At 75.4% G+C, this 26,317-nt stretch carries 23 protein-coding genes; 10 read left to right on the top strand and 13 right to left on the bottom strand.

What is annotated here, in order from left to right:
* Window positions 1–98 precede the first annotated feature (98 nt).
* From ACHZ99_RS14610 to ACHZ99_RS14565, 10 genes are all read right to left on the bottom strand, one after another.
* The gene (locus ACHZ99_RS14610) at window positions 99–773 is read right to left on the bottom strand and encodes a GntR family transcriptional regulator (RefSeq protein ID WP_420304980.1); all 675 of its coding nucleotides are present in this window, start codon (window positions 771–773) and stop codon (window positions 99–101) included.
* A gap of 112 nt (window positions 774–885) precedes the next feature.
* Complete coding sequence (locus ACHZ99_RS14605) at window positions 886–1,794, bottom strand: dihydrodipicolinate synthase family protein (RefSeq protein WP_420304979.1); 909 nt, start codon at window positions 1,792–1,794, stop codon at window positions 886–888.
* A 121-nt stretch (window positions 1,795–1,915) separates the two neighbouring features.
* Window positions 1,916–4,192 carry a protein translocase subunit SecD gene (gene secD / locus ACHZ99_RS14600; protein ID WP_420304978.1) on the bottom strand — a complete coding sequence of 759 codons (2,277 nt, stop codon included), beginning with the start codon at window positions 4,190–4,192 and terminating at the stop codon, window positions 1,916–1,918.
* A gap of 76 nt (window positions 4,193–4,268) precedes the next feature.
* A complete protein-coding gene (locus ACHZ99_RS14595; protein WP_420304977.1) occupies window positions 4,269–4,706 on the bottom strand; it encodes a hypothetical protein in 438 nt (145 codons plus the stop codon).
* A gap of 177 nt (window positions 4,707–4,883) precedes the next feature.
* Entirely contained in the window at window positions 4,884–5,783 is a 900-nt protein-coding gene (locus tag ACHZ99_RS14590; RefSeq protein ID WP_420304976.1) for a hypothetical protein, read from the bottom strand.
* A gap of 4 nt (window positions 5,784–5,787) precedes the next feature.
* Window positions 5,788–6,456, bottom strand: a complete 669-nt coding sequence (locus tag ACHZ99_RS14585; protein WP_420304975.1) for a hypothetical protein — start codon at window positions 6,454–6,456, stop codon at window positions 5,788–5,790.
* Between the two features lie 5 nt (window positions 6,457–6,461).
* Complete coding sequence (locus ACHZ99_RS14580) at window positions 6,462–7,754, bottom strand: putative T7SS-secreted protein (protein ID WP_420304974.1); 1,293 nt, start codon at window positions 7,752–7,754, stop codon at window positions 6,462–6,464.
* Window positions 7,755–7,756: 2 nt separating this feature from the next.
* A complete protein-coding gene (locus tag ACHZ99_RS14575; protein WP_420304973.1) occupies window positions 7,757–8,023 on the bottom strand; it encodes a hypothetical protein in 267 nt (88 codons plus the stop codon).
* A gap of 201 nt (window positions 8,024–8,224) precedes the next feature.
* Window positions 8,225–9,214, bottom strand: coding sequence for a hypothetical protein (locus ACHZ99_RS14570; protein ID WP_420304972.1), 990 nt, complete (start codon window positions 9,212–9,214; stop codon window positions 8,225–8,227).
* Window positions 9,215–9,221: 7 nt separating this feature from the next.
* Window positions 9,222–9,902 carry a papain-like cysteine protease family protein gene (locus ACHZ99_RS14565; RefSeq protein WP_420304971.1) on the bottom strand — a complete coding sequence of 227 codons (681 nt, stop codon included), beginning with the start codon at window positions 9,900–9,902 and terminating at the stop codon, window positions 9,222–9,224.
* 361 nt (window positions 9,903–10,263) lie between these two features.
* Here ACHZ99_RS14565 and ACHZ99_RS14560 point away from each other — a divergent pair, with 361 nt between their 5' ends.
* On the top strand, window positions 10,264–11,220 hold the full coding sequence (locus ACHZ99_RS14560; RefSeq protein ID WP_420304970.1) for a hypothetical protein: 957 nt from the start codon (window positions 10,264–10,266) through the stop codon (window positions 11,218–11,220).
* 16 nt (window positions 11,221–11,236) lie between these two features.
* Here the strand turns inward: ACHZ99_RS14560 and ACHZ99_RS14555 are convergent, their stop codons facing one another.
* The 3 genes from ACHZ99_RS14555 to ACHZ99_RS14545 are packed head-to-tail and all read right to left on the bottom strand — an operon-like array spanning window position 11,237 to window position 13,369.
* Window positions 11,237–12,037: a hypothetical protein gene (locus ACHZ99_RS14555; protein ID WP_420304969.1), complete on the bottom strand. Its 801-nt coding sequence runs from the start codon at window positions 12,035–12,037 to the stop codon at window positions 11,237–11,239.
* Window positions 12,024–12,671 carry an ABC transporter ATP-binding protein gene (locus ACHZ99_RS14550; RefSeq protein WP_420304968.1) on the bottom strand — a complete coding sequence of 216 codons (648 nt, stop codon included), beginning with the start codon at window positions 12,669–12,671 and terminating at the stop codon, window positions 12,024–12,026. Before ACHZ99_RS14550 ends, ACHZ99_RS14555 begins: the two co-directional genes overlap by 14 nt.
* Window positions 12,668–13,369: a TetR/AcrR family transcriptional regulator gene (locus ACHZ99_RS14545; protein WP_420304967.1), complete on the bottom strand. Its 702-nt coding sequence runs from the start codon at window positions 13,367–13,369 to the stop codon at window positions 12,668–12,670. Before ACHZ99_RS14545 ends, ACHZ99_RS14550 begins: the two co-directional genes overlap by 4 nt.
* A 233-nt stretch (window positions 13,370–13,602) precedes the next feature.
* Between ACHZ99_RS14545 and ACHZ99_RS14540 the strand changes: the two genes are divergently transcribed.
* From ACHZ99_RS14540 to ACHZ99_RS14500, 9 genes are read left to right on the top strand one after another with little or no spacing between them, the layout of a single operon-like run.
* The gene (locus tag ACHZ99_RS14540; protein ID WP_420304966.1) at window positions 13,603–13,944 is read left to right on the top strand and encodes a hypothetical protein; all 342 of its coding nucleotides are present in this window, start codon (window positions 13,603–13,605) and stop codon (window positions 13,942–13,944) included.
* Between the two features lie 49 nt (window positions 13,945–13,993).
* A complete protein-coding gene (locus tag ACHZ99_RS14535; protein WP_420304965.1) occupies window positions 13,994–14,305 on the top strand; it encodes a hypothetical protein in 312 nt (103 codons plus the stop codon).
* A gap of 30 nt (window positions 14,306–14,335) precedes the next feature.
* Window positions 14,336–14,710, top strand: coding sequence for a hypothetical protein (locus tag ACHZ99_RS14530; protein ID WP_420304964.1), 375 nt, complete (start codon window positions 14,336–14,338; stop codon window positions 14,708–14,710).
* Window positions 14,711–14,716: 6 nt separating this feature from the next.
* Window positions 14,717–16,573: a hypothetical protein gene (locus tag ACHZ99_RS14525; RefSeq protein ID WP_420304963.1), complete on the top strand. Its 1,857-nt coding sequence runs from the start codon at window positions 14,717–14,719 to the stop codon at window positions 16,571–16,573.
* A complete protein-coding gene (locus ACHZ99_RS14520) occupies window positions 16,570–16,911 on the top strand; it encodes a hypothetical protein (protein ID WP_420304962.1) in 342 nt (113 codons plus the stop codon). Before ACHZ99_RS14525 ends, ACHZ99_RS14520 begins: the two co-directional genes overlap by 4 nt.
* Window positions 16,912–16,940: 29 nt before the next feature.
* Complete coding sequence (locus ACHZ99_RS14515; RefSeq protein ID WP_420304961.1) at window positions 16,941–19,238, top strand: hypothetical protein; 2,298 nt, start codon at window positions 16,941–16,943, stop codon at window positions 19,236–19,238.
* A gap of 24 nt (window positions 19,239–19,262) precedes the next feature.
* Entirely contained in the window at window positions 19,263–23,411 is a 4,149-nt protein-coding gene (gene eccCa, locus ACHZ99_RS14510; RefSeq protein WP_420304960.1) for a type VII secretion protein EccCa, read from the top strand.
* 30 nt (window positions 23,412–23,441) lie between these two features.
* The gene (eccD, locus tag ACHZ99_RS14505; RefSeq protein WP_420304959.1) at window positions 23,442–24,890 is read left to right on the top strand and encodes a type VII secretion integral membrane protein EccD; all 1,449 of its coding nucleotides are present in this window, start codon (window positions 23,442–23,444) and stop codon (window positions 24,888–24,890) included.
* Window positions 24,887–26,317 carry a S8 family serine peptidase gene (locus tag ACHZ99_RS14500; RefSeq protein WP_420304958.1) on the top strand — a complete coding sequence of 477 codons (1,431 nt, stop codon included), beginning with the start codon at window positions 24,887–24,889 and terminating at the stop codon, window positions 26,315–26,317. Before eccD ends, ACHZ99_RS14500 begins: the two co-directional genes overlap by 4 nt.

Genomic DNA, 26,317 nt, shown 5'->3' with positions numbered 1-26,317 from the left:
ACAGCGAGCCTGGTGCGCAGCCTTGACGTCGCCCAAACGATCGTCCCCGAGCAGTCGGCCGGGAAGGCCGCGCCAGGCCGATACGGGCGGGACAGCCCCTAGCCCTCGCGGCGGCCGGCCGCCCACAGGGTGCGGACGTGCCCGAGGTGGCGGGCCATCAGCTCCTGGGCCGCCGCGGCGTCGCCGGCGATCATCAGGTCGAGGAGGGTGAGGTGCTCCTCCGCGGAGTCGGCGAGCGCGCCGGCGCGGTCGAGGTCGGTCAGGCCGTACAGCCGGGAGCGGTCGCGCAGTTCGGCGACGACGGTGACCAGGTGGTCGTTGCCGGCGAGCGCGAGCAGGCCGAGGTGGAAGCGGCGGTCGGCCTCCAGGTAGCCGATGAGGTCGTGGTCGCGGGTGGCCCGGACGATGTCCTCGGCGAGCGGACGGAGCGACTCCAGCTGCTCCGCGGTGGCCAGTCCGGTCACCCGGCCGACGGTGGGGATCTCGATCAGCTCGCGGATCTCGGTGTAGTTGTCGAGGTCGGTCTCGGTCATCTCGGTGATGCGGAAGCCCTTGTTGCGCACGGCTTCCACCAGGCCCTCGCGGGCGAGGTCGAGCATGGCCTCGCGCACGGGCGTGGCCGAGACGCCGAACTCCGCGGCCAGGGCGGGCGCGGAGTAGATGGCGCCGGGCCGCAGCTCGCCCGCGATGAGCGCGGCGCGCAGCGCGTTGGCGACCTGGTCGCGCAGGTGCTTCTGCACCGAGATGAGCCTGCCGCGCTTCGCCTCAGCCATGGCGCTCCCTCCGCGGGCGGCGGGGGCCCGCGGTGCGATGTGACATTTTTGGATCGTATCGCGCCCGCCTGCCCGCCCCGGCGGCCGGGAACCGGGGCGGAGGGGACGCGGGTCAGCGCAGGCCCTCGGCGAGCAGCTTCTCGGTGGCGGCCCGTACGGTCGCCGCCTGGTCGTCCGGCAGCGGCGAGCGCGGCGGGCGGCAGGGCCCGCCGGGCAGCCCGGCGACGTCCATGGACAGCTTGATCGCCTGCACGAACTGGGGCCTGGAGTCCCAGCGCAGCAGGGGGTGCAGCGCCCGGTAGAGCGGCTTGGCCGCCGCCAGGTCGCCGGCGGTGGCGGCGCGGTAGAGGGTGGCGCAGGCGGCGGGCAGCGCGTTGGGGAACCCGGCGATCCAGCCGGCGGCGCCGGCGACGGCCAGTTCCAGCAGCACGTCGTCCGCGCCGGTCAGCAGGTCGAGACCGGGCGCCAGTTCGGCGATCTCGTACGCGCGCCGGACGTCGCCGGTGAACTCCTTGACGGCGACGATGCTCTCCTCCCCGTGCAGGGCGGCCAGCAGCGCGGGGGTGAGGTCGGTGCGGGTGTCGTACGGGTTGTTGTACGCCACCACCGGCAGGCCGGCCCGGGCCACCTCGGCGTAGTGCGCGCGCACGGCCGCCTCGTCCGCCCGGTAGGCGGTGGGCGGCAGCAGCAGGACGGAGCCGGCCCCCGCCTCGGCCGCCCGCTCGGCCCAGCGGCGGGCCTCGGCGCTGCCGTACGCCGCCGCGCCCGCCATGACCCGGTCGCCGTCGCCCGCCGCCGCCACGGCCGTGTGCACCAGGCGGGTGCGCTCGTCGTCGGTGAGGGTCTGGTACTCGCCGAGGGAGCCGTTGACCACGACCCCGTCGCAGCCGGCGTCGAGGAGCCGGCGGACGTGGGCGGCGTACGCGTCGAAGTCGACGCTGAGGTCGGGGCGCAGCGGGAGCGCGGTGGCGACCATGAGGCCGCGCCAGGGGCGGGACCGGTCCTGCGGGGCAGAGGTCATGGGCTCCTCCGGGTGGATCGTCGCGGCGGCGGGCGGGCCGCGGCGGCGCGGGCCCGCGGGGGAACAGTACAATGTCACATGGCCGTTGACCAGCGGCCCGGCCGCCGGTGGCCGTCCGTCCTCAGCGATGCCGCCGCCACGCGCTGCCGCGCCGCAGGCCGTGCAGCTCGATGGCCAGCGGGGTGGCGGTGAAGACCGAGGAGTACGTGCCCGCGGCGATGCCGATCAGGAGCGCGAGCGCGAAGTCCGTGAGGGCGCCGCCGCCCAGCAGCGCCAGCGCGGCGAGGATGAAGACCGCCCCCATGCCGGTGTTCACGGTGCGCGGCACGGTCTGCAGGATCGCGCCGTTCGCGGCGGCCCGGAACGGCTTCGTACGCTCCCGGGCAACGACTTCGCGGACGCGGTCGTACAGGACCACGGAGTCGTTGACGGAGTAGCCGATGACCGTGAGCAGGGCGGCGAGGAAGACCCCGTCGATGGGCTTGCCCAGCCAGGCGAAGACACCGACGAGGATGACCGCGTCGTGCACCAGCGCCGCCACCGCGGAGCCCGCGTAGGTCCAGCGGAACCGTACGGCGAGATAGACCAGTTGCGCGGCCAGGGCGACACCCAGCGCGATGAGTGCGCCGGTGCGCAGCTCCTCGCCCAGGCTCGGGCCGATCATCTCGTCGCGGACCTTCTCCGCGCCGCCGCCCAGCTCGGCCACCGCGGCGGTGACCTCGGCGGCCTCGTCGTTCGACAGCTTCTCGGTACGGACCGACAGCTCACCGTCGCCCGAGGTGTTCACGACGGCGCGCGGCTGCCCCGCGTCGGCCAGCGCCTCGCGGGCGCGGTCGGCGTCGACGGGCTGCGCGGTGGAGTACTCGATGAGCCGGCCGCCCGTGAACTCGACGCCGAAGTCCAGCCCGCGGACCACGATGCCGCTGCCGGCCAGCAGGAGGGCGACGCCCGACAGGGCCAGCCACCGCCGGGAGTGCCGCATCAGCTGCGGGTCGCGCCGGACGAGCCAGGCCCGTACCCGGCCCTGGCGGGCGATGCCGGACCGGCCGGGGCGTACCCGCAGGGCGCGGCGGCCGGCGGCGTACTCGGCGAGGGCCCGCGTGACCACCAGCGCGCTGAACATCGACGCCAGCACGCCGATGGCGAGCGTGACGCCGAAGCCGCGCACCGGCCCGGAGGCCAGGAAGAACAGCAGGCCGGCGGCGATGAGCGTGGTCACGTTGGAGTCGGCGATGGCGCTTACCGCCTTCCGGAACCCGGCGGCCAGCGCCGTCCGGACGCTGGGCCGCCGGCGGACGGCGTACTCCTCCCGCGCCCGCTCGAAGACCAGCACGTTCGCGTCCACCGCCATGCCGATGGCGAGCACGAAGCCGGCGAGCCCGGGCAGCGTCAGGGTGGCGCCGAGGGCGGCCAGCGCGGCGTACGAGACGAGCGCGTAGCAGGCGAGGGCGACGGTGGCCAGGAAGCCGAGCAGCCGGTAGACGAGGACGAGGAACAGCGACGTCAGGGCGGCGCCGATGACCGCGGCCCAGGCGCTGGCGGAGATGGCCTCGGCGCCGAGGGTCGGGCCGACGGTGCGCTGTTCGACGGTCTCCAGCGGCACGGGCAGGGCACCGCCGTTGACGAGCAGGGCCAGCTCGCGGGCCTCGTCGCGGTCGAAGTCGCCGGTGATCTGGGTGGACCCGCCGGTGATGCCCGTCCGGCAGCCGACGCCCGGGTCGACCTGGGGCGACGAGATGACCTTGCCGTCCAGGACGATGGCGATGCGCCGCGCCGGGTCGCCGGGCGGCGCGCACGCGGCGTCGCCGGTCAGCCCGGCCCACCGCTTGCCGCCCCCGCCGTCGAAGCCGACGGTGACGAACCAGCCGCGGGCCTGCTGGGTGTCGAAGAGCGCCTCGGCCTCGCCGACGTCGGCGCCGGTGAGCGCGGCGGGGCCCAGGCGCAGCTGCCGGCCGGTCTCGTCGGGGAGGACCTGCCCGCCGCTCTGGTCCCGCTCCGGTTTCTGCTTCTGCTGCTGCTTCTCCTTCTTCTGCTGCTGCGGGTCGGCGGGGCCGAGGACGGGGTGGAAGGTGAGCTGGGCGGTACGGCCGAGGACCCCGGCCGCCTCCCGCGGATCCTCGACACCGGGCAGCTCCACGATGATCCGCTTCTCACCGGAGCGGGTCAGGTTCGGTTCGGTGACGCCGAGGGCGTCGACGCGGTTCCGCAGCACTTCGAGGGTGTGGTCGGTGGTGTCCGCGCCGGCCTCGACGGCCGCCGAGTCGCGGGCCTCCAGGACGATCTGCGTGCCGCCGCGCAGGTCGAGCCCGAGGCGTACGGGCACGAGGACGGCGACGGTGACGGACAGGGCGACGACGGCGAGGGCCAGCACGGCCCGCACGCGGGTAGCGCGTGTCACAGGGTTTGCTCCAGCCAGGCAGGGCGCGGCGGCCCGCGCGCACGGGGGTGCCGCGCCGGGTGGATAAGGGGTGGTGTCAGCTGCCTGGAGCTGCGGGCGGAGCCCGTCCCGTACGCGGTGCGGGGCTGAAGCCGGGGAGGGGGCCGCCCTCGGACCCGTCCGGGGCGGGGCGCGCGGCGGGCCGCGGGATCTCGTGCGGAGGCCGGGGCGCGACGGCGAACGGCGCGGTGGGCCGCTCCGCGGCGGCGCCGCGGTGCCCGTGCTGCGGCGCGGCGCGGTCCTCGGGCCCGGCGCCCGGTCCGCCGGCGAGGTGCTGGTCGGCGCCCGGGGCGGCGGGCCCGGCCGCGTCGGCGGCGGCACCGTACGACGACAGCCCGCCGTACACCGCCCCGCCGTCCTGCCCGGCGCCGGCCCCGAGCACGCCGGCGACGGCGAGCACGACGGCGACGACCACGCCCCGCCAGCGGGCGCCTGCCCGGGGGCCGCGGGCGACCGCGGGGGCGGAGCTGCTCATGCGCGGTCTCCTCGGTCGCCTGGCAGGGGGCCCGCACCGAGCGGGCACACAGGAACGCACCAGGCTACCCAGACTCCCCCGGTAAGGACAGCCGGGAGCGGCCCTCCGCACGGCTCCGGGGTACGGACCGGCAGGGAACCCGGTCACCCGGCCGGGGAACCACGGCGGACCCCGCCGTCAGAGGTCGCCCGGCCGCGGCTGCGCCGGGGCGCCGGCCGCGTCCATCAGGAGGGCGTGCGTCTCGTGGACCCCGGCCGCGCCCCTGGCCGGGACCCGGCAGCTGACCTGCACGATGCCGCTGGGCAGCACCGTGAACTCCGGCGGCTCCGCGTCCTTCGGCAGCTCCCGTACGAACCGGTCGACCCGGATCCGCTGCCCCTCCGTCAGATCCGACTTCGCCAGGCTGCCGACCGCCCCCTGGAGAAACCGGATCAGCCGGGCGGCGTCGTCGGGGTTCCGCGTGGTCAGCCGGAGCCAGGAGGAGTCGGCGAAGGTGAGCCGGACGTCGGCCTCCAGCTCGCTGTACGGCATCCGCCGCAGCTCCGCGACCGCGTCGCGCGGCACCTCCCACAGCACGTCCGCGGGGCCGACCGTCGCCTCGGTGGTGCCGAGGAACACCAGCCGCCGGTCGGTGAGCGCGAGGTGCGTGCGGTACGCCTCCGGGCGCCGCGCCGGGTCGAGCTGCCAGGGCGCGCCGCGCGCCACGGTGCCGGGGTCGGCGAACATGACGGGGAAGTCGTCGACCTCGTTCTCCGGGTCGTCGGGCCGGCCGCGTGCCGACGGGCTGCCGAAGGGCGAACCGGCGCCGCCGAGGGCGTTCGAGACGACGTTCAGGACGGCCGGGATGCCGATGCCCAGCACCCGGCCGGTGCGCCGCGCCGCCCGCTCCCCCGCCGGCCGCAGGGAGAACTCCGGGCCCTCGGGCCAGCCCGCCTCCTCCGCCAGCTCGCCCTGGATGTCGCGGCGCCGGGTGTCCCGGAACCAGCGCGCGCCCGCGACCCGCGGCGCCACGCCGGCGGCGAAGTCCGTCCGCGCCCGGCACTGGAGCGTCTCGTCCCGGTCCGGATACCAGTCCATGCCGTCAGCCTCCCTCCGCGTCCTTCACCTCGGGGAAGGCCACGGACTTGACGATCTCCGCCATCAGCTCGCTGAGGTTGTCCCACTGGTTCATCGCGCTGGTGTCGAGCGTGAACACCGCGGTGTACGGGCCGGTGGGGAACGGCACGTAGACCTGGATCTGACCGGTGATCAGCTGTGCGTCCTCGCCGGTCCCGGTGTACTCCCCGTCGATCGTGAGCGCCTTGACGGTGACCACGGCGACGGCCGGGCCGCAGGGCAGGTCGAGCCAGCGCACGTCGTGCTTGGGCCGGCGGCCGAAGACCTCGCGCAGGCCCAGCGCCGCCGCCTCGGGGTCGGCGTGGTCCGACTCCAGCGCGGCGACGGTGAGGGAGCAGTGCGCGACGCCGCCCTCCTCGTCGTCGTAGATGCCGATCCCGGTGAAGCAGACGCCGTTGCCCGCCATCGCCTCCAGCACGGGCACGTAGACGGCGCCCATCGCCTCCCAGAGCTGCTCGTCGCCCCGGGGGTAGATGTCCCGTACGAGGTCGGCGGCGGCCTCGGCGCGCTCGGCGGGGTCGAGGGTGAGGGAGACGGAGTGCATGCCCTCCGGGACGTGGAACCCCAGGGGCGGCGGCCGGACGCCGGCCGCCTCGTCGTACGCCGTGTCCGCGGTCCTGTTCGGGCTGCTCACGCCGTTCACCTCGCCGCGGCCGCGTTGCTGAAGGCGTCGCCGAAGCCGAAGTCGCGCTCCGCCAGCCCATGAATCTTGTATCCGGTCAGCGCGCTCTTGATGCCCGCGTCGATGCCGCGGCCCAGGTTGGACATGGGGGCGATCAGCTCGTCGGCCTTGATCAGCGGCTTGGCGACGAGGTTGAGCCCCTGGGTGCCGAGCCACTGGCCCATGCGGACGTTCTGGTACGCGCTCTCCGCCGCCAGCCGCATCCGGCTGCCGCCCTTGATCAGCGGGAAGGACTTCAGCGGCCCGAAGAGGACGAACGTCTTCCCCATCCCGGTCACCCCCCGGTACGCGCCGCCCAGCTTGGCCGCGCGCGCCACCGCGTTGGTGCCCTTCGCGAGCTGGGCGCCGCCGATCACGCCCTTCACGCCCGGGATGATGCCCAGCGCGTCGATGCCGATGTCCATCCAGCTGACGTCGGCGCCCGCGGCCATGGCGGTGAGGTGGGTGACGAGCGCGAGGGCGCTGGTGGCCATCGCGGCGACGGCGAAGATGGCGCCGATGGGCTCGAACGGCGCGGTGATGATGGCCAGGACGCCGAGGATGCCGCTGAGGGTGCTCAGCAGGTCGCCGATGGCCTTGATGAAGTCGGCGTGCTCCTGGACCCAGTCGACGGCGTCGCCGAAGGCGTCGGCGATCCCGCCCGTGATCTTGTCGAACAGCCCCGGCTCGTCGGGGGCCATGTCGCTCGCGCCGTCGAGGTCGTCGGTGATCCGCTCGGCGGCGGCGTGGTAGCGGTCCCGGAGCTCCTCGGCGCGGTCGATGACGCGCTGCAACGCGCTGTCGGCGTCGGAGGCGGCCTCCTCCTTGCGCTCCTTGTCCTTCTCGGCGCGCTTCTCCTCGCGTTCGCCGTCGCTGTCCTCCACGGCGCCGGTGGCGGTGGTGAGCGCCAGCTTGGCGTCCTCGGCCTCCTGCTGCCTGCGCTTCGCCTCGCGTTCGAGGTCGGCGGCCTCCTCCTGGAAGTCCCGCAGCTGGTTCGACCAGCGCTGCAGCGCGTAGGACGCCTTCTCGAAGGAGTCGCGGGCCTCGCGCAGCTTGGGGGTGACGTCGTCCGACACGTAGTCGGAGAAGGCGACGGCGGCCTTGCCCTTCCAGGCGCCGCACGAGATCCGCTCCAGGTCGAAGACGGTGTCGCGCAGCTCGCCGGCGACGCCCCCGATCCGCTTGGCGAGGCTCGTGGTGCGGTGCACGTCGCCGGGGGCCGGGTCGAAGCCGAGGGTGGGAAAGCTGCGCGAGGGCTCGGGCGGCGCCATGGTCAGCCGCCCTCCGCCTTGGTCAGCGTCTCCATGAGGTCCTTGTCGAGCGCGTCGAACTTCGTGGCGATCTCGTCGATCATCTCCACGGTGGCGGCGGTGGTCTCGCCGATCCGGGTGATGCCGTACTTCCACTCGTCGGCGAAGTCGTGGACCTCGCCGACCAGCTTCTCGGCGCCCACGGCGTCGCCGTCGGCGCCGCCGACCACCTTCCGGACGTTCTCCATGCGATCGGTGATCGTGCTGAATGTCTTTCTGAGGTCCTCCATGACGGTGCCTCGGATGACCAGATCGCCCAACGTGAACGCCCCTCGGAAATAACGAAGTTGATCGAAGGCGGTCAGTTTAGGGCGCGGAACAGCCGCGCGTGGCCGGGGTCGGCACTCACAGCGAACTCACAGGATCACGCCCGCGCGGCGCGCCTCACGGGCCCGGCACCGCCGTGCCGGGCCCGGTCCCGGGCCGGTCCGTCAGCTCCCGGCGAGGCGTCGGCGGCGGACCAGCACCGCGCCGGTCACGCCGGCCGCCCCGGCGACGGCGAGGGCGCCGGCCCCGGCCGCGAGCGGCGCGCCGCCCGGCCCGGCGACGGTGCCGGCGGCAGCGGCGGTGTCGGCGGCGGCGGTGTCGGCGGCGGTGGTGCCGGTGCCGGCGGTCGTCCGCGGGCCGCCGGCTCCGGGGGTGAAGCCGCCGGCGTAGCCGCGCTTGTCGTACGCGGACCCGGGCATCTTGTCGGCGTACCGCTGGTGCACCAGCCGCTGGTAGCGCGCCAGGCCGGTGCCCCGGGCGCCGACGGAGGCGCGGGCCTCCTCGTTCAGCGGGGCCACCCGGCCGTCCGCCACCCGGTACCAGGCGTTCAGCTGCGGCTCGCGGAAGACCACCGAGCCGGCGCCAGCGCGGGCCGCGTAGTCCGTCTCGTCGCTTCCGGTGGCGATGTTGACGACCCGCCACCGGCCGGAGATCCGGGCCGTCCACACCGAGGCGGTGTCCCCGTCGGCGTCGACCGCCTCGGAGGCGGCGTACTCCATCGTGGCCACCGGGGTGCGGGCGCCCGGGTCCGCGGTGACGAAGGCGGGGTTGAGCGCGTACACCGGGACGGCCTCGCCGACCAGGCGGGGGTCGGCCGCCTCGGCGGCCCTCGCCTCCTCGGCGGGGCTGAGCCCGCCCTCCCGGTTCGGCGGCAGGCCCTCGCGGGCGAAGAAGGTCTCCAGCACCTCCAGGGTGGCCTCGGACCCGGCGGCCCGGTGGGCGGCGGAGAGCTGGGCCGCGCTCGGGGTACCGGTCACCGCGGGGGCGGGGGCGGGGGCAGGGTCCGCGCGGTCGGCGACGGGCGCGGGTGCGGCGGTGACGGGTGCGGCGGTGGCCAGCAGGCCCAGGCCGAGGAGAGCGGCGCCCGGGAGGGCGGTCAGCGGGGCGGCGCGGCGGCGGGCCGGCCGGGCGGTGTGGCGGCGTCGGGGTCCCATGCCGGGCTCACGCTCCTATGCCGTAGAGGGAGTGGGTCCAGAAGAAGGAGCCGTTGTTGACGTAGTAGCGGTACGTGGCCCAGTTGTAGCGGTCGCTCGACGGCCACGGGTCGCCCCAGTACACCCAGTCGCGGCTCACGTCGTAGCCGTAGACCGTCAGCATGTGGCCGCCGCCGGACTGCCACTGGATGCGCGACAGCACCGGCCGGTCCGCGTCGATCTCGCGGGTGATCGTGTCGTAGTACAGGTAGCCGTTGACGTACCGGCCCGGGTTGATGCCCATCCGGTCGAACGCCCGCTGGTCGTTGCCGAGGGTGGCCTGCCAGTTGGGGCACGAGCTGTTCATCGCCCGGCCGAAGGCGAGGTTGCAGAACTGGTTCTGCGAGTAGTCGTGGCCGTAGAACTCCGCGACGGTGTCGCCGGCCGCGGCCCAGCACCAGTTGCTCATCCGCTGGGCCTGCATGGTGACGTTCAGCCGGCGCCAGGTCCACTCCGCCCGGGTGCCGGTGGCACCGGCCGGGCCGGATGCGGTGCCGCCGGCCGCAGGGCGGGCCGTGGCGGCGGACGGCGGCGCGGACGGCGCGGACGCCGCCGACGCCGCCGCGGGGGTCAGCAGCCCGACGCTCGCGGCGAGCGCGAGCGCCACGGCCCGGCGTCGCCGTGTCCGTGGGGACCGGGACAGGCGCATGGGTTGGCCTCCTTGCGGGAGAGGGGAACGGCCCGCGGGTGGCGGGGCGTTCACCGGTGGACCGCCGGCCGGACGGTGGGGGTGCGGGGACCGCCGCGACCGGCGGCTGGCGGATGTGAGAATCCGGGCCCGCGCCCGCCCGGACAAGGCGGCGGACCACCCGGCCGGGACCGTGGTGAACGAGGTGTGAACGGCTGTGAACGCCCGCGCGCCGCGCCGGCGGCCCCGCCGCCCGGTCGGGCGGCGGCACCGGGCCCGGCCGACCGGGAATCGTCCCGCCCGACCGGGTGCCTTCGGCCGCCGGGTGTGTGAATATCCACTCCAGGCACGCACGTCCAGGCGACGGCGGAGGTGGTGCGTGATGCCTTCCGTGCACCCCCGCGGCGCGGTGGACGGCGACCCACCGGACGAGGCCCTGGCCGAGGCGCTGCGCAGCGGCCCCTTCCACCTCGCGCTACGGGCCGCCGTCCGGCGCCGCGGCCTCGCCCTGCACCGCATCCAGCGCCGGCTGGCCGAGCAGGGCCTCCACGTGAGCGTGACCAGCCTCAGTTACTGGCAGCGCGGCGAGCGGGTGCCCGCGCGCACCGAGTCCGTGCGGGTGGTCCGGGCGCTGGAGCAGATCCTCGACGTCGTCCCCGGCGCCCTCGTCCGGCTGCTGGAGCCGGCGCCCGGCGGGGCCGCCGGCGGCGCCCGGGCGCACCGCCGGTACCGGGAGCTGATCGGCCCGGCCGCGGCGGTGCGCCACCTGCTCGACCAGCTCGACTGCCGTACCGAGGACCGGCTGCACACGGTGAGCCAGTTCGAGCAGGTGCACGTCGGCCACCGGCGCGAGCTGCGGCAGCGCGAGATCCAGCAGTGCGTACGCGCCCACCGGGGCGACGTCGACCGCTACGTCTCCATCTACGAGGGCGACCCCGGCTGCGACGTCACGCGGATGCGGATCGAACCGCTGGACAACTGCCGCCTCGGCCGGGTGCGCAGCGCCCCGGCCGCGTCCCTGCTCGCGGCCGAGCTGGTCTTCGACCGGCCGCTGGCCCTCGGGGAGACCCAGCCGTTCCGCTACCGCATCACCGACGGCACGGGCGGCGAGTGCACCGAGTACGTCCGCGGCTTCCGCTACCCGGTGGGCCACTACCTGCTCCAGGTCTCCTTCGCCGCGCCCACGCTCCCGGTCCGCTGCTACCGGTTCGGCCGCCGGGCCCCGGGCGCGCCCCGCCGCCGCGTGGTGCAGGTCCCACTCAACGGCTACCACAGCGCGCACCTGGCGGAGCAGGAGCTCGGCCCGGGCATCGTGGGGCTCGGCTGGGAGTGGGACTGACGGCGGCCGGGGCGGCTCAGCGGCCGCGGCGGTGGCGGGTCCGCAGCCGGAAGATCACCAGGCCGGCGGCGGTGAACCCGGCCGCCCAGAGCAGGCCGAGGCCGAGGTGCGACCACAGCGCGCTGTGGTCGAAGGCCCCGGCGACGGCGAACTGCATCGGGCCGAAGGACGGAAACCACTGCAGGACCGGCTCGTTGGCCAGCGGGTTGCCGAGCGGGTTCTGCAGGAAGGTGTCCAGCAGCCCGCCCATGATGATCAGGAAGAAGCCCTCCAGGTCGTTCTTGACCAGCACGCCGAGCAGCAGCCCGAAGGCGCCGTAGGTGAGCGCCATGACGGTGAAGCCGGCCAGGATCGCCGCCCAGCCGGCCGCGCCGGGCCGCCAGAAGACGAGCAGCACCACCGCGGTGTACGCCGCGACCGCGGCGCTGACCAGGCCGATGGCGAGGGACTTGGCGCCGACCAGACGGGACTGGCGGTAGCCGGCGAAGACCAGCCGGCGGTCGAAGACCAGGGTCCGGCGCACGGCGTCGAAGACCGCGAAGCCCGTGATCATGGTGAGGGCGTTGAGCCCGGCGCTGATCAGCGTCAGGTCGGCGGCGTCGACGACGAGCGTGTCCCTGGTGGCGAAGAGCCTGAAGTGCAGCGGTTTGTCCTCCCCCGCGGCCATCGCGCGCATGGCGAGGAACCAGACGGGGACGAAGGCCACCAGCAGCAGCGCCGCCATCCGGTTGCGCATCTGGTTGCGCAGGGAGAAGCGCAGCGCGGTGGGGAACTGCCGGTAGCCGGCGGCGGCCGCCGGCGCGTCAGGCGTGGACACGTGCGTCCTCCGAGGTACGGGTGCGGGGGTGGATGCGGCCGTCGGCGAGTTCGGCGAGCTGGTCGAACCGCTCCTGCTCGAACACGAGATGGGTGATCACCACGATCGCCTTGCCGCGGTCGCGGAGGTCCTGGACGAGATCCCAGAAGTGCAGGTACGTCTCCCAGTCGAAGCCCTGGTACGGCTCGTCGAGCAGCAGCACGTCGGGGTCGTGGAGGAGGGCGAGGGCGAGGTTGAGCTTCTGCCGGGTGCCGCCCGACATCTCGGCCACCGAGGTGTCGAGGTACCGCTCGCTGTTCAGCGCGCGGAGCAGCTCAAGACCGCGGTCGACGCCGGACAGCCGGTAGGCGGCGGCGAAGTAGCGCAGGTGCTGCGCCGCGGTCAGGCTGTGGCTGAGCACCGGCTCCTGCGGGCAGTAGCCGAGCCGGCCGCGGACGTCGACCTCGCCCCGGTCCGGCGGCCGGATGCCGGCCAGCGCGGTCAGCAGCGTGGACTTGCCGGCACCGTTCTCCCCGACGACGGCGGCCAGTTCACCGCGCCGTACGGTGAGGTCGGCGCCGCGGAGCACGCGGTGCTTGCCGTACGCCTGGTGCACGTTCCGCGCCCGAAGCGCGACTTCTGCCTCCACGGTCATGCCGTCTCCTCCATGTCCCGGTCCGTCCGTTCGCGCTGCCCGTCGTGCTCCTCCCGCCCCTCCTGTCCCTCCCGTCCCGCCACCGGCGCCGCCAGAAGTCCGCCGCCGTAGATCGCGAGCATCTCCGGCGCCCACCGGTCGACGCCCTCCACCGACAGCGGGTCCGTGCCCAGCACCTCGGTCAGCTGGTCGCGCAGCAGGAACACCGCGAGGTCGTTGGCGAGCAGGAACGCGGTACGCACCTGCGGATCCCGGCCGCGCGTGGCCACCCCGGCCGCCGCCAGCCCGTCCAGGGTCCGGCGGCTCACCTCGAACAGGCTGCGGAACAGCGACCGCGACGCCTCGCCGCCGCTCAGCAGCAGCCGCCGCAGGTAGGCCGCCAGGGGCGAGCCGGCGGGCAGGTGCCGCAGCAGCGCCTCGGACAGCGTCCCGCCCGCCCCGGGGTCGGTGAGCACCGCCGCCCCGTCGTCCGTCAGCTCGCCGAAGAGCGCCTCGAAGGTCTCGACCACGTATGTGTCGACCTCCCGGCGCAGCCCTTCCTTGCCGCCGTAGTGGTGCACCACGAGGGCCGGCGACACCCCGGCGGCGGCGGCGACCTGGCGGACACTCACCGCGTCCGGATCGCGCTCGGCGAAGAGCCGCAGGGCCTCGTCACGTATGACGACACGGGTGGTGCGGTCGTCGGAGACTGAACGCATGCACAGGATACTAAACGCTCGTTCAGCACGGGGCAAACCGCGACCCGCCGGGACGTCCCAGGACCGTCTCATCGCCGCCCGCGCCGGTGCAGGTCACCGCGTCCCGTTTCCCGGGATGTCCCCGGCGGGGCGGCGGCGCTGGGTCCGCGGCGGCGACCGCTGCGACCGTTTCGTACGGGCCCCGCAGCCGGCGGGCCCCTCCCGTCCACCCCGCAGAAAGCGAGGCCCGTCCCATGGGTGCAGAGGTCAAACTCACCCCCGAAGAGGTCGACCGCGTCAAGGGCGTCATCGCCCAGGCGTACGGCGAGATGACCGAGGTCGCCCGCGGCATCGGCGGCCAGAGCGGCAACCTGCACATGGCCTACACCGGCGCCGGCACCGCCACCGGCGTCCAGAACTACGAGAACCTCGGCAAGGCCGGCGAGGCGCTGGGCAACGCCCTCGACCGGCTCTCCCAGGACCTCGGCGTGACCGCGGCCGTCGGCCGCGAGACCGACGACGCCGCGCACGGCGCCCTCGGCCGGGTCGTCGCCCCGCACGTCAACCCCGACGCGGCCGTCGCCGGCGGCATCTGACCCGGCCCCCTACCCCGACCCGACCCGAAACGCGAAGGAGCAGCGACCCATGACGCACCCCGGCACCATCCACTTCCGCAACGAGGGCCTGGACACCCTCCAGTCCCAGACCAGGGGCCACCAGGAGCAGTACGTCGAGATCTGGAACCAGGTCCGCAACGAGCTGATGGGCCTCGTCAGCCGCGGCGAGGTCGACGCCCAGGTCGGCGGCGTCCTCCAGGAGCGCGACGCGGCGTTCCGCCGCGAGGCCGCCGGCTACGACGAGAGCGTCACCTCGCAGAACGGCGCGATCCGCCAGGTCCAGGACATCGGCAACGAGGGCGGCGCCCGCATGGTCCGTACCGCGGCCGGCGGCGCCTGACCGCGATCCCCAGATCGGGAGACACACCACATGGTCATCATGAACATCAGGGCGCTGGACACCACGGGGAACCGCGCGGCCCCCGACGGGTTCCGGTCCATGGTGCGGCGGTTCGCGGGGATCGCCGCCGACGAGGCGATGTTCGGCCGGGTGCCGAACGCCGGCGCCGCCGCCCAGGCGCTCCGCGGCGCCGCCCTCGTCATGCTCCGGGAGCTGAACAACGCCGGCGGGGACGTCGACGACATCCGCGGCAGCGCCCAGTCCGCCGCCGCCGTCGGCAGGGGCTCCGACGACGCGGCCCGGCGCGCGCTCGTACGGGCCCGGGCGGACGCCCTCGACCGCTTCCACGGCTGGACCGCCCCACCCAGCGCCAAGCTCCCCGACCCCGCCGGACCGGGCAGGTGACGGGCGATGACCGCCGACGAGGAGTTCGAGGCCGCGGTCAGCGGGATCCGCAGCGCGCAGCACACCGCGATCCGGATCGCCGCCGGGACGTGGCTGGCGCTGGCGAGCGCCGCCGCCGAGGAGAGCGGGACGCTGGACGGCATCGTGACCGGCGCCGCCGCCGAGGAGGGCGCCGGGCTGCTGGAGCTGGCGGACCGGCTCCGGTCGGCCCGCTCGTTCGCGGACGGCGCCGCCTCGGTCGCCCGGCGGATCGCCGACCAGCTGCTGCGCGCCGCGCAGCGCTCGGCGCAGGCCACGGAGCGCGCCGAGGACCTGGAGCACCGGATCGGCGAGATCCGGGCACAGCAGGCCGCGCGCAGCGCCGCGGTCCCGGACAGCAGGGGCACCATCCAGGCCGACGAGAACGCCGAAGCGGACAAGCGGCGGCTGGCCGCCGAGGCGCGGGCCGAACTGAACGGGCTGGGCGCGGTGTTCGCCGAGGTCATCGGCGGCGACGCGCCGCCGGCGCCGGGCGGCGGCGCCGGCTCGGGCCAGGCGCCCGGCGCGGGGGCGGGCGGCGTGACGGGAGCCGGCGCGGGCGGCGCGGCGGGGGACGCCGCGGGCGGCGGCGCGGCGGAAGCCGTGCCCGTCACGGCGCCCAACGGCGCGTTGGTCGGTGCGGGCGAGTACCCGTACGCGCACGTGCTCGGGCCGCAGAGCGGGGACTTCGCCGGATGGGTGCAGAGCCCCACCACCGGTTTCCTCGTGGACCCGGCGACGGGCCGGGAGTTCGACCCCGTGGCCGGCCGCTGGATCGACCCGGTCACCGGGCAGCCGTTCGGCGCGGTGACCGAGTACGCCACCCGGCTGTCGGGCCTGACCGACGGCCCGGGCGCGGTCGCCCCGGCCGGCGGACCGGCCGACCGGGACGCCCTGGCCGGCGGCGCGGCCGCCGCGGGGCTGGCGGGCCTGTACGGCGGGATCATGCCGCCGGGCGTGGGCCACACCGGTCCGGCGCGCGGGCAACTCCTGCGGCAGGCCGTCGCCAACCTCGGCCACCGGGCCCGGGTGGCGACCGGCTTCGCGATGCGCGAGGCGGCGCTGCCCGGCGGACGCCCGTTCACGCCGCCGCCGGCGCCGGGCGCCGCGCCGCGCGGAGCGCCACCCCGGCAGGGCGCCCGGGTGCCGCCGGCCCCGGCGGGCCCACGCGGCCCGCTCCCCGCGGGCCGGGGTGCGCCGCCGGCCGCACGCCCCCTCGGCCCCGTCCCGGCGCCGCCACCGGCCCCGGGCGCGAGCCGGGCCGCGGGCCCGGGCCGGGCGGCGGGAGCGGGCCGGGCGGCGGGAGCGGCGCGCGTTCCGGGTGCGGGCCGCGCACCGGCAACAGGACCGGCGCCGGGCGCGCACCGCACCCCGGGAACGGGCCGCACCACCGGAACGGGCCGCGTACCAGGCGCGGGCGGCGGGCCCGGAACGAGTCGGGCACCGACGTCGGCGGGCCCGGCCGGGCGTGGGACGCCGGCTCCGGGCGTACGGGGCGCCACGCCGCCGCCCGCCGCGGGAACCACCGGCAGCGCCCAACGGGGTGCCCCCGCCGGACGGGGCGGGACCCGCTCCCCGCTCACCGAGTCCCGCCGCACGTGGGCGGCGGGCACGCCGGACGCGGGCGCGGCCGCCCGCCACGGACTGACCGCCCGCCCCGGCGCCGTCCCCCCGCCCCCGGCCGCCTCCGCCGCCCGGGGCCGCCCCGCCGACGGCCGGGAAAGCCGGCCCGTACCGACCGAGTCGACCGAGAACCCCGACGTCTGGGCGCCCCGCCGGGACGCCACCCGCGGCGTGCTCGGCGAAGAGCCGGCCCAGCCGACCCGAGAGGAGCGGACACCGTGACCGCAGACGGCCTGGAATACCTCCCCGAGGGCTTCCGCGACGGCGCCCGGCGCAACGCGGACACCGCCGACGCCGCGGAGGGCACGCGCCGCTACCTCGGCAACGTCCCGATCAGCACGGGCGCGTACGGCGGAGCCGCCGCCTTCCCCGCAGCACTGACCGACACCCGCGACACCCAGGCCCGCAGCATCGGCCGCGCGGCCGAGGGCCGCAACGGCATGGCCGCCGCGGACAACCAGGTCGCCGCCACCGGCGACGACATGGACACCGGCGCTGCGCAGGCCCTCGGCGGCGTGCCTGTCAGGACTGTGGACACGAGCGTCGTGGACGGCCTGTAGCGGGCCCGCGGCAGGACGAAGGAGTCGCCATGGTTGCGTACCGCCAGTTCACCTGGCAGGACGTGGAGGCCAAGGGCAAGCAGCCCTGGACGATGCAGCAGAAGTTCTCCGCGGAGGTCGACACCGAGGCAATGGCGGAGAGCGCGGCAGCCTACGCCCGCGCTTCGGGCGAGGCGAAGACCGTCGACGACCTCGCCGAGAAGGCCACCCGGATCTCGCAGGACGCCGGCAACCTGAACGGGGCACCGCTGGTCAAGAACGGCCGCTTCCAGGAAACCCACGAGGCCCTGCGCCGCGGTGGCGACGAGATTGACCGGGTGGTCACGTACATCATGCGCGGCATGAACCGCGCGATCGACGCGGAGAAGGAGTGCCACACCCACGTCGGCCGGATCAACCGGATGCTGGATATCCACCAGCGACGAGGTGTCAACGAGTGGAACGCTGCCGCGAAGGCGTTCAACGAAGCGGCCCGCAACCACAACGGAGCGGGCGAGCCGTCCGTGGCCTGGGGCGGCAAGAACTACTCCGCACCACAGGTACTGGCCGACGAGATCAGAAACAAACACCTCACCAACGCGCACAGGGACGCGGGCCACGCCAGTGACAAGATCTGGGAGGAGATCAACGCCTACCGCGGCAAGATGACCGATCTCGCCGCCGAACTGGCAAAGCTGGGCTACGAACTGGCCAACGGGCCATTCAAAGCCTTCGCCACCCCGGAAATGGCGCGGTATACCGCGTGGAAGCTCCAGCAGGCGATGCGGAACAAGAAACGCAACGCCGAGGAGATAGAGCGGTACACGGCGGGACTTCGATCCATCGCGGAACGCATCTACGGTGATCCGTTCCTACCTCGGGAGAAAAACTCACCGCGCTTGACCGCGGAGGAGTTGGCGTACCTCAAACAATTCTTCCACGGGCTCGACGCAGGGACGCTGAGCACGTTAGGGAACTGGCATGACGCCAGCAATTCAGGCATATGGGCGAGGACGAATGTCGCCAATGGAATCATGATGATGATGAACGATGAAATAGGCGGCATCCATCAGGCCGGCGGGCAGCCGTTGAACCGGAACGAGATCCCGGCGTCGGTGCGCAACTTCGTCTACGACTACGAGAACAACCTCGTCGATGCGAAGAACCGGGAAGAACTCGGGAAGTGGCTGTCCGACTTCAACGGCTTCGGTAACCTCATGGAGGGAGCGACCGTCCGGTCCGACACGCACTTTTCCAAGGACCTGGCGCACGCTGCGCTGGATGTCGAGACGAAGATCCAGGGCCGGTTCCCGGAACCCGGTCCGGACGGAGAACCCGTCATCAACAGCGGCAGCAGCGGGCTGCTCACGGCGGCCTCGCTGAACACAACGGCAGCCGCCGATCTGCTCAACGACAAAGCGTTCCGGCAAGGACTGCTGTCCAGTGCGTGGCAAGACAGCTCCGGCGCGGGAGCGTTGGTGGCGAGCGGCACCGAGGTGCCACCGGGCGTGGATCCCAACAGCGACACGGGGCGGAAGTACTGGCAAGCAGCGCACGGGGTGCTGGCGTACGTCGGCGACAATCCCGCGGGGCCTCTTCCGATCCTTGGCCGTGTCCACGATCCATCGGATCTGCAGGAAGAGATCGGCAACCTGGCTATTCGAAACATGAGCGAGATAGCCCGGGACAGCGGCAAGGGCCTGGGCGTGGCGTTCTGGGATACCGACGGATTGCCGAACACTCCTCAGATCGTCGGGCTGAGAATCTCGGACGACCAACGACAAGGACTCTTCTCCTACATGAACGATTCGGACGCGACCGTACGCAGGTCGTTCTTCCAGGATGTCGCCACCTGGCAGTACCGTTCCGCGCTCGGCTCGTTCGAGGGGAACGGAATTCCCAGGCCGGACGCATTCCACCGGATCGGCCTCATCCAGGGCACGGTGGCGGACACCCAGGACAGGAACGACGACTACGCCACGATCGCCGGCAGCGTCAACGCGATAGGAACCTTCGTCTCCGCATCCCCGGAACCGGTATCCAGCGGAGTCGGAGCTGCTTCGGCGGCTCTGGGTGCCGGAGCGGCAATGTACTTCGGCAACAAGGAAGACCTCTCGGATGAGCGACTCGAAGCAAAAGTCGCCATCGCGAACGCGGCGATCGACGCCGGAGTGAACAACGCCGCCGCATATGCGGACAGTTCCTTGCGCCGTCCCGAGGTGCGAGGCCCGGACGGCCACATGAGAATGAATGACGATTACGATCCGGTCAGACTACAGCGACTGGTCCTGGAAGGCATGGACTTGGAAAGCTTCAATGACGGGTTCAACAAAGGCAGCGGCTCCTAACACCCTGAGATGGGAGGTGCAGACGTGACCAGCCCCACCACCGTCTTCCGCCGTCCGCCGCGGGCTCCGCGGCCGGCCGTTCCCCGGCAGGACCTCCTGTTGCAGCCGCCGCCGCAGCTGCCCCAGCCCGAGGACGCCAACGCCTGGATGACCGCGCTGCCCGCGCTCAGCGGGCTCGGGTCGGTGCTGTACATGATCACCATGGGCCGCGGGCCCATCGGGTACGTCGTCGGCACCCTGTTCCTCGTCTCCTGCCTCGCCATGGTCGTCGGGTCCGTGCTGCGGCAGCGCGGCACCGCCAAGTCCACCGCGCGCAACGAGCGGCGCGAGTACCTCCGTTATCTGGAGCGCACCCGCGCCGAGGTGCGGCGGACGGCGCGGGCGCAGCGGGCGGCGCTGGAGTGGGGCGCGCCCGGGCCCGGGGGGTTGTGGGCGGTGGCCGGGAGCCGGCGGCTGTGGGAGCGGCGGGCCGGGGACGGCGACTTCGGGGTGGTGCGGGTCGGGGCCGGGCCGCGGTATCTGGCCACGGCGCTCGTGCCCGGGGAGTCCGCGCCCGTCGAGGATCTCGACCCGCTGTCCGCCGTGGCGCTGCGCCGGTTCGTCGACACCCACGCCGTCGTGCCGGACCTGCCGGTCCAGGTGGCGCTGCGCCGTTTCGCCGCCGTCTCGCTCACCGGCGACGGCGCGCCCGCCCTCGCCCGCGCGGTCGTCGCGCACGCCGCGACGTTCCACTCCCCCGCCGACCTGCGCGTGCTGTTGTGCACCGGGGACGTCGAGGATCCGGCCTGGGCGTGGCTGAAGTGGCTGCCGCACGCCCGCCATCCCGGTGAGGTGGACCACGTGGGGCCCGTGCGGCTCATGCACCCCGTGCTGGGGGTGCTGGAGGAGCAGGTGGGCGCCGAGTTGACCCGGCGGACCCGGTTCGACCGCGACGCCGAGCCGGACCCGGAGCTGCCGCATCTGCTCGTGGTCCTCGACGGCGGCGTCGTCACGGGCGCGGAGGCGCTGCTCGACCCGCACGGGCTCCAGGCCGTGACGGTGCTGGAGGTGAACGGCCGGGCGGCGGGCGCGCTGGCCGACGCGCACGGCGTACGGCTGGAGGCGGCGGGCCCGGCGCCGGCGCGGGCGGGCACGGCGCCCGGCGCGGCGGACACGGCGGCGGGGGTGGACGGGGGGCACGGGCGGCTGCGGCTGGTCGGCGAGGACGTGACGGACGAACTCGGCCGCGCCGACGGGCTGTCCGTCGCCGAGGCGGAGGCGCTCGCCGCCCGCATGGCCCGGTTCCGGGTCGACACCGCGCCGGCCGCCGACGGCGAGGACCTCGCGACCGCCGTCAACACCCTCCCCGCGCTGCTCGGCATCGACGACCCCGCCGACCTCGACCTCGCCGCCCACTGGCGCCCCCGCCCGCTCCGCGACCGGCTGCGCACCCCGCTCGGCGTGTCCGCGGAGGGCGGGCGGCTCGAACTCGACATCAAGGAGTCGGCGCAGAGCGGCATGGGGCCGCACGGTCTGCTCGTCGGCGCCACCGGCTCCGGCAAATCGGAGCTGCTGCGCACCCTGGTCCTCGGCATGGCCGCGACCCATCCGCCCGCCCAGCTCAACTTCGTCCTCGTCGACTTCAAGGGCGGCGCCACCTTCGCCGGCATGTCGGACCTGCCGCACGTCGCCGCGGTCATCACCAACCTGGAGGACGACCTGGCGCTCGTCGACCGCATGCGGGAGGCGCTGTCCGGCGAGATGAACCGCCGCCAGGAGGTGCTGCGCGGCGCGGGGAACCTGGTCTCCGTACGGGACTACGAGAAGGCGCGGCAGCGCGGCGCCGACCTGCCGCCGCTGCCCAGCCTCTTCATCGTCGTCGACGAGTTCTCCGAACTCCTCACCCACAAGCCCGACTTCGCCGACCTGTTCGTGCAGATCGGCCGCCTCGGCCGCTCCCTCGGCCTGCACCTGCTGCTCGCCTCCCAGCGGCTGGAGGAGGGGCGCCTGCGCGGTCTTGAGGCCCATCTGTCGTACCGCATCGGGCTGCGTACGTTCTCCGAGGCCGAGAGCCGCACGGCCCTCGGCGTCCCCGACGCCCACCACCTGCCGCCGGCGCCGGGCCACGGCTATCTGAAGACGGACACGCACACGCTGCGGCGGTTCCGCGCCGCGTACGTCTCCGGCGCGCACACCTCCGGCGAGGGGGACGGCGAGGCGGCGCTCGGCGGGGCGCTCGACGTACGCCCGTTCCCCGCCGGCCACGTACCGCTGCCGGACGGGCAGCGGCCGCCGGGCCCGCGGCCCGCACCCGGGCCGGACGGATTGGACGGGGAGGACGGGGAGGACGGGATGGACGGGGTGGACGGGCCCGGCGGGTTCGACGAGGACCGGGATCCCGGCGCCACCATCCTCGGCGTCATGGTCGAGGGGATGACCGGCCGGGGCCCGCGCGCCCACCAGGTGTGGCTGCCCCCGCTGGACGAACCCGCGCCGCTCGACGCCCTCCTGGGCGCCCCGGGCGCGCACCCGGGCCGCGGCTTCGGCGTCGCCGGCCCGGCGCACCGCCCGCTGACCGCGGTCCTGGGCATCGTCGACAAGCCGTACCACCAGCGCCGCGACCCGCTGGAGCTGGACCTCGCCGGCGCCGGCGGGCACGTCGCGGTCATCGGCGCGCCGCACAGCGGCAAGTCGACGGCCGTCCGCAGCCTGATCGCCTCCCTCGCGCTCCGGCACACCCCGGCCGAGGTGCAGTTCTACTGCCTGGACTTCTCCGGCACCCTGTTCTCCCTCCAAGGCCTGCCGCACGTCGGCGGCGTCGCCGGCCGGCTCGACGGCGAGCTGGTCAACCGCACCGTCGCCGAGGTGCTGGAGCTGCTGGAGTCGCGGGAGCGCCGGTTCCGCGAGCTGGGGGTGGAGTCGATGGCGGCCTACCGTACGGCCCGCGCCGAGGGCCGGGTCACCGACGACCCCTTCGGCGACGTCTTCCTCGTCGTCGACGGCTGGATGGTGCTGCGGCAGAGCTACCCGGACCTGGAAGAGGTGCTGATGGGGCTGGCCGGGCGGCTGCTGACGTACGGCATCCACCTGGTCGTCACCGGCAACCGCTGGATGGACATGCGGATGGCACTGCGGGACCTGGTCGGCACCAAGGTGGAGCTGAAGCTCGGCGACGCGCTCGACTCCGAGACCGACCGGCACGCGCAGCGCGCCATCCCCGCCGACCGGCCCGGCCGCGGCGTCACCGCCGGCAAGGAGCACTTCCTCGGCGCCGTGCCGCGCGTCGACGGGGTGCGCTCCGCCGGCGGCCTCGCCGAGGGCGTCGCGGATCTCGTACGGCGCGTCTCCGCCGGCTGGCAGGGGCCGCCCGCACCGCCGGTGCGGCTGCTGCCGGCCACCTGGGGCGCCGGGGAGGCGCCGGGGCCGGACGGGCGGCGGGGTCCGGGCGCGCGGCCGGGCGTGGCGATCGGGCTGGAGGGCAACCGGCTGGAGCCGGTCGTCCTCACCCCCGGCGAGGACCCGGGGCTGATCGTCATCGGCGACTCCGAGTCCGGCAAGACCAGCCTGCTGCGCGCGGTCGCCCGCCAGGTCGTCGAGCAGCACACCCCGCAGGAGGCCAAGCTCCTCGTCCTCGACCACCGCATGACGATGCTCCGCGAGTTCGACGGGCCGCACCTGCTGGGCTACTCGACGACCGACGAGCGTTCCGCCGAGGTCGTCGGCGGCCTCGCCGAGGGCCTGAAGAAGCGCGTGCCCGGCACGGACGTGACGCCCGAGCAGCTGCGCGACCGGTCCTGGTGGTCGGGCCCGGAGATCTACCTCCTCGTCGACGACTACGACCTGGTCGCCACCTCCCGGGGCAACCCCCTCGCCACCCTCGTCGACGTGCTGCCCCACGCCCGCGGCATGGGCCTGCACCTCGTCGTGGCCCGGCAGGCCGGCGGCGCGTCCCGGGCGGTGCTCGACCCGGTGCTGGGGCGGATGAAGGAGCTGAACTTCCCCGCCGTGGTGCTCAGCGTGCCGAAGGAGGAGTCGGCGATCTGGGGCGTCCGGCCCGCCGCCCGGCCCCGGGGCCGGGGCCTGCTCCTCCACCGGCGGCTCGGCAACGTACCGGTGCAACTGGCCCGCGCGGACGCGCCGGTGCCGGTCACGGACCCCGTTCCCCTGCCCGCGCACGCGACCCGACCCGCCTGACGACCGCCTCACCGACCACCGGGAGCAGCCATGAGCAACGGCGAGATGACCCTCGACCTCGGCACGAACGTCCTGCGGCACCCCGCGCAGGCCCCGCCGGGGCCCGCCGGACCCGCGGAGTTCCTCCGCGTCGGCCTGGCCGGCCCGTCGGGGCGTACGGACCTGGCGGTGCCCGCCGCCGTGCCGCTGGCGCGGCTGCTGCCGATGCTGCTGGGCGCCGCCGGCGCCGAGCCCGGCCCGGACGGCGGCGTACGGCACGGCGGCTGGGTGCTGCGCCGCCCGGACGGCACCCGGCTGGACGCCGCCGGCACCCTGTCCGGCCAGGGCGTCGCCGAGGGCGACCTGCTCTTCCTCGGCCACGGCGCGGACGACGCCGCCCCGCCGCTCTACGACGACGTGGTGGAGGTCATCGGCGAGCACGGCGTGCGCCGCCCCTGGGCGGCCCCGGCCACCCGGTACGCGGCGGCGGCGTTCGCGGCGCTGGCCGTGCTGACCGGCTGCGCCGCGCTCGCGGTCGCGCCCGGCGCGCTGCCGGGCTGGCTGGCGGCGGCGACGGCCGCCGCGGTGCTGGCCGTGGGCGCGCTGATGGCGCGCGGCTTCGGCGACGTCCGCGCGGGTACGTGCGCGGGGTTGCTGGCGGCGGCCCCGGCCGCGGTCGGCGCGGTCCGGCTGCTGGGCGGCGGCGGCTGGCCGGGCGCCGGGCAGCTCATGACGGCCTGCGCGGCGGTCACCGTCGTCGGCGTCGTCGGGCCGGTGCTGATCGGCGGCGGGAACGGGGCGTTCACCACGCTGGTCGTGGCCGGGCCGCAGGGCGCGGCGGCGGTCGGGGTCTGCGTCGTCTGGCGCGACACCGGCGCGGCGGAGGCCGCGTCGGTGGCCGGGCCGTTCGCGCTGGCGCTGACCACCCTCTGGCCGCAACTCGCCCTGCGCGTCGCCCGGGTGCCCGCGCCCGAGGTCGCCGCCACCGCCGAGGACCTGGACCGGCTGCCCAGCCGGCTCGCCCACGCGCGGCTGGTCGCGCGCATCGACGCCGCGCGCGGCGCCCTGGGCGGCATGAACGCGGGCAGCCATCTGGTCGCGGGCGGGGCCGCCCTGGTGCTCTTCGCCGCCACCGACGTCTGGGCCGGCCTGCTCGGCGGCGTGCTGACCGCGCTGATCCTGCTGCGGGCGCGGCTGTTCCGGGAGGCGGGGCACGTGGCGACGGCGCTGGCGACCGGGCTGGCCGCGGCGGCGGGGGCGGCGGTCTGGACGGTGGCGGACCGGGCCGGCCAGGTGTCCGCGGCGGGCACCGTGCTGCCGGCCGCCCTCGCCGCCGCCCTGATCGCGGGCGCCGCGGCGCTGGCCGCCGGCCGGCAGCGGGTGAACCCGCGGCTGTCCCGGGCGCTGGACATGCTGGAGACGACGCTGCTGGTGGCCGTCGTCCCGCTCGTCCTCGCGGTGTGGGGGGTCTACGCCACGCTGCTGAACCTGTGGGTGTGAGGGGCCCCGTGGACGTACGCAACGGGAGCGCCGCGCGCCGGTGGCGCGCCGGGCTCCGTACGGGAGTGGCGGCCGCCGTCGCCGCGGCGGCGCTGGGGGCGGCCGCGGTGACCGCACCCGGCGCGGCCGCCGCCGGGTGCCGGGCCCCGCGCGAGGACCGGGCGCCGGGCGAAGCCGCCCGCGCCGCCCACCCGTTCATCGAACGGCTGGCGCTGCGCCAGGCGTGGGACCTGGCCACCGGCGCGGGCGTGACGGTCGGCGTCGTCGACTCCGGGGTCGACGCCGACCACCCGGACCTGCGCGGCGCCGTGGCCCGCGGCAGCGAGTTCACCGTCGTCGCCGCCAAGCGCGAGTACCGGCGGACCACCCCGTCCCGGCAGACCGACTGCGAGGGCCACGGCACCGCCGTGGCCGGGGTCGTCGCCGCGCGGCGCGCCGGGGGCGACCGGATGGCCGGGGTGGCGCCCGCGGCGACCGTCTATCCCGTGCGGATCGCCGACGGGGTGGACCGGGCGACGCCGCGCACGCTGGCCGCCGCGGTCGACGACGCCGTGGCGGCCGGCGCGGAGGTGCTCAACCTCTCCTTCGCCCGGCCCGTCGACGACGCGCCGGTGCGCGCGGCCGTCGAGCGCGCCGTCGCGGCCGACGTGCTGGTCGTCGCCGCGGCCGGGAACGAGGGCGGCGGCGGCGCGCCGGGCGGCCGCGTGTTCCCCGCCGCGTACGACGGCGTGCTCGCCGTGGGCGCCGTCGCGGCCGACGGACAGCCGCTGGACTCCTCCCGCCCCGGCCCCTGGGTGGACCTCGCGGGCTACGGGGACGAGGTGCCCGTCGTCGCGCCCGGCGGCTCCGGCTACCGCACCGCGGCCGGCACCAGCGTCGCGGCCGCCCAGGTCTCCGGGGCCGCCGCGCTGGTCCGCGCACGCTTCCCCGGCTTGTCCGCCGCGGAGGTCGCGGACCGGCTGACGGCGTCGGCCACCCCGCTGGGCGGGGGCCGCAACGACCGTACGGGCGCGGGACTCGTCGACCCCTTCGGCGCCCTCACGTACCTCGGCGGGCCGGGCGGCGCGGACGCGGACGGCGCGAACAGCGGGGACGGCGCGGACGGCGGGGACGGCGCGGACGGCGGGCCGCCGGGGCGTATCCCGGTCCAGGCCGTACCGCGCGACGCTCCGCTGCTCGGCTCCGCGGCGGCCACCGCCCTGGCGTGGAGCGGCGGCCTCCTGCTGCTCGTCGCGCTGGCGCTGCTGGCGGCCCCGGCGGTGCGCAGGGCGGCCGCCCGCGGCTGGCGCGCCGGGCCGCCGCCGGCCCGGCCCGGCCCGCCCGCCGCGCCCCGCGGCGCCACCGCGCCCCGGCCCGCCGCGGGCCTGCACCGGCTCGACGGCACGACCGCGACGACCCCCGCCCGTGACACCCGAGGGACTCCGTAG

The organism is Streptomyces sp. MAR4 CNX-425 (assembly GCF_048656465.1).
Taxonomy (GTDB): Bacteria; Actinomycetota; Actinomycetes; order Streptomycetales; family Streptomycetaceae; genus Streptomyces.
Note: the sequence above shows the minus strand (reverse complement) of the source record. Positions and strands in the feature narration are given on the sequence as shown.

Bases quoted from the DNA above. Each gene is read 5' to 3' on its own strand.
- ACHZ99_RS14610 (WP_420304980.1), bottom strand. From the start codon at position 773: ATGGCTGAGGCGAAGCGCGGCAGGCTCATCTCGGTGCAGAAGCACCTG.
- ACHZ99_RS14605 (WP_420304979.1), bottom strand. From the start codon at position 1,794: ATGACCTCTGCCCCGCAGGACCGGTCCCGCCCCTGGCGCGGCCTCATG.
- ACHZ99_RS14595 (WP_420304977.1), bottom strand. From the start codon at position 4,706: ATGAGCAGCTCCGCCCCCGCGGTCGCCCGCGGCCCCCGGGCAGGCGCC.
- ACHZ99_RS14590 (WP_420304976.1), bottom strand. From the start codon at position 5,783: ATGGACTGGTATCCGGACCGGGACGAGACGCTCCAGTGCCGGGCGCGG.
- ACHZ99_RS14580 (WP_420304974.1), bottom strand. From the start codon at position 7,754: ATGGCGCCGCCCGAGCCCTCGCGCAGCTTTCCCACCCTCGGCTTCGAC.
- ACHZ99_RS14575 (WP_420304973.1), bottom strand. From the start codon at position 8,023: ATGGAGGACCTCAGAAAGACATTCAGCACGATCACCGATCGCATGGAG.
- ACHZ99_RS14570 (WP_420304972.1), bottom strand. From the start codon at position 9,214: ATGGGACCCCGACGCCGCCACACCGCCCGGCCGGCCCGCCGCCGCGCC.
- ACHZ99_RS14565 (WP_420304971.1), bottom strand. From the start codon at position 9,902: ATGCGCCTGTCCCGGTCCCCACGGACACGGCGACGCCGGGCCGTGGCG.
- ACHZ99_RS14560 (WP_420304970.1), top strand. From the start codon at position 10,264: ATGCCTTCCGTGCACCCCCGCGGCGCGGTGGACGGCGACCCACCGGAC.
- ACHZ99_RS14550 (WP_420304968.1), bottom strand. From the start codon at position 12,671: ATGACCGTGGAGGCAGAAGTCGCGCTTCGGGCGCGGAACGTGCACCAG.
- ACHZ99_RS14545 (WP_420304967.1), bottom strand. From the start codon at position 13,369: ATGCGTTCAGTCTCCGACGACCGCACCACCCGTGTCGTCATACGTGAC.
- ACHZ99_RS14540 (WP_420304966.1), top strand. From the start codon at position 13,603: ATGGGTGCAGAGGTCAAACTCACCCCCGAAGAGGTCGACCGCGTCAAG.
- ACHZ99_RS14535 (WP_420304965.1), top strand. From the start codon at position 13,994: ATGACGCACCCCGGCACCATCCACTTCCGCAACGAGGGCCTGGACACC.
- ACHZ99_RS14530 (WP_420304964.1), top strand. From the start codon at position 14,336: ATGGTCATCATGAACATCAGGGCGCTGGACACCACGGGGAACCGCGCG.
- ACHZ99_RS14525 (WP_420304963.1), top strand. From the start codon at position 14,717: ATGACCGCCGACGAGGAGTTCGAGGCCGCGGTCAGCGGGATCCGCAGC.
- ACHZ99_RS14515 (WP_420304961.1), top strand. From the start codon at position 16,941: ATGGTTGCGTACCGCCAGTTCACCTGGCAGGACGTGGAGGCCAAGGGC.
- eccD (WP_420304959.1), top strand. From the start codon at position 23,442: ATGAGCAACGGCGAGATGACCCTCGACCTCGGCACGAACGTCCTGCGG.